At 33.0% G+C, this 1,590-nt stretch carries 2 protein-coding genes; both read right to left on the reverse strand.

The genetic code is table 11. From position 1 onward, the window contains the following. Positions 1-195, reverse strand: a 195-nt coding sequence (locus Wcon_RS09695; protein ID WP_179947517.1) for an ankyrin repeat domain-containing protein, incomplete at its 3' end; no start/stop codon positions are given. Positions 196-362: 167 nt separating this feature from the next. Beyond that, complete coding sequence (locus Wcon_RS09700) at positions 363-1,529, reverse strand: phage tail protein (protein ID WP_114517950.1); 1,167 nt, start codon at positions 1,527-1,529, stop codon at positions 363-365. Between the last annotated feature and the right edge of the window lie 61 nt (positions 1,530-1,590).

Genomic DNA, 1,590 nt, shown 5'->3' on the forward strand with positions numbered 1-1,590 from the left:
GTGTAGAGGTGTATAACCATTTTTGTCTCTTGCATTAACCTCTGCTCCTTTTTTTATTAATAATCTCACTGTTTTGTAATCAGAGATTTCTACTGCTTGATGCAAGATCGTCTCTCCTTCTTCATTTCTTTTATTAATATCGTTACTTGATACTTCTTTAAAAAACTTACTAAAAGATTCTTTGCTAAACTTCATACTTACCTCACAAAATTAGCTTTTCTAGCGTCAGATAAATTTCTTATATTTACCTGCTGCTATTCAAGTCATGTCCTTTTTAGCATGAGAAAGCAAGTCCTTTTCTTTTTATTTCATACACTTTTACCTATTATTAATATAATATATGAGGATCTAAATATAAATACTTAACTTATTACACATATTACTTGACTATTTTTCCAATTTCTGTGCAAATGTCTATGTTCGTGCCACTTCAGTACTCCTGGATAAAATACTAAAATGTGCTTTTCTAATTCGTGTATTGAGTCTTTTTGCTCTGAATCCAAATCATTTTTATAGTAAACGTTGTGTTCTGCTAAAACATATTTTCTGACCTTCTGATCTGTATAATTTTCTACTTTATAGTTGTGAGTAACGCTAAACCTTTCTAAAATTGGCTTGTGTTTTAAACTCCAATGTTGCCCTGAAAGTTTATCGTTTCCCAATACAAATTTATTTCCTTCTTCTTCTATGCTACCAACCGGAAAGCACGCATTTGTTTCTCCTAAGTTCCAACTGTCCGATAATATAACTTGCGCTTTTGCAAATTTAATCGATGGTAATAAACTCTGTGGTAATGGATATAGTGCTTTTAAGTTGTAACACAAATGATCTCTTTCATAGATGCCTTTATAATCCCTTGTGTGAGGCTCGGTTTCTCCAAGGATTGCTACATCTAGGCGATATATATCATTGCTTAAAGCTCGTTCATAATGATCGCGTAGATAGTTTTCTATAATCCTAATAACTGGACCACTAGACCTGAAAAAATTTACTCTTCCAAATGATAACACTGGTCCATCTTTTTCTATTTTTACCCCTGAATAATCAGAAAGAAGATCTCCAAATAAACTCTCATCCAATATAAATCTCTGCGCATTATAATAATCGTTAAAAATCCTCATCAATCTGGATCTTACAGGCAGTGATAGTTTTGCCAGCTCTACTACTGCATCTACGAAGAAGTCATTTGGTACCTCTTTTATCCCTACTTGCAACTCAAAAAAGTGTTTACCAGGTGGTTCTTCGATAATTTTAATATCTTCTATATTTGCCCACTTGAGTGCTATTTTAAGTGATTTAGGTGTTCCTCTCAGTCTTTGAAATTTTACTCCTTCTACTACGGCTTTTCTTTTATCCTTTATCCAACGTAGAATTTCCCCCAATTCATATTCCTCAATCAACCACGGCAATGTTTCTTCTTTAAGATTAAACTTAAATCCTTTGATACAGCTTGGATCAACCTTATAATCTATTGCATCAACCAGTGCTTGCTCTTGCTTTGTTGCGTTTGGCGGTAATAAACTTTTCATTTGTCTTTTCTTTCAAGTTGCTTTAATTTCCTTTATTTAGGTAGCTTATGAGTAAGCAAGA

It is taken from the genome of Wolbachia endosymbiont of Cylisticus convexus (genome assembly GCF_003344345.1).

Bases quoted from the DNA above. Each gene is read 5' to 3' on its own strand.
- Wcon_RS09700 (WP_114517950.1), bottom strand. From the start codon at position 1,529: ATGAAAAGTTTATTACCGCCAAACGCAACAAAGCAAGAGCAAGCACTG.